Here is a 443-nt window from a genome sequence, read left to right as displayed (position 1 = left end):
TTGAATCGCTATGGCTTCGGTGATAGTTAAAAAACTGAAAAAATACTCAATTATTAATGACAAAATTGATCTGAGTTATTGCTCTAATTTATTAATCGCTTTATCGTTTAGGCAGAATATAAAAGAATAGGGTGCACAATGAGTAGTGGAATGAATATGAGTACCGATGCAGGGAATATCTTTAAAAAAGCCTCTCTCTATAAAGGGGTACATAAGCAGATTCGACAAAAGGTGAGTCATACCATTGATATGCCCTCGTCGCTTTCTTCTGTGATTACCTCCGATTGTGTTAACGAGGCTGACCCAGAATCAGTTGGTATGACCAGAGAAGGCGTTGAGGCGATTTGGAAATCGGTGGAGGATATTTATAGCACTGCGTTGTACCCAGGCGTTTCAATTAGTATGCGCCGACGAGGAAAAGTAATACTTGATCGTGCGATTGG

The 443-nt window shown here is 39.7% G+C and carries 1 pseudogene; it reads left to right on the top strand.

Annotated features, from left to right (window positions below):
- Positions 1-138: 138 nt before the first annotated feature.
- Positions 139-443, top strand: a pseudogene (locus A3757_RS05020) (hypothetical protein); the annotation flags it as partial.

It is taken from the genome of Oleiphilus sp. HI0117 (assembly GCF_001635235.1).
The sequence above is the reverse complement of the archived record's forward strand: the minus strand, read 5'-3'. Positions and strand labels throughout refer to the sequence as shown.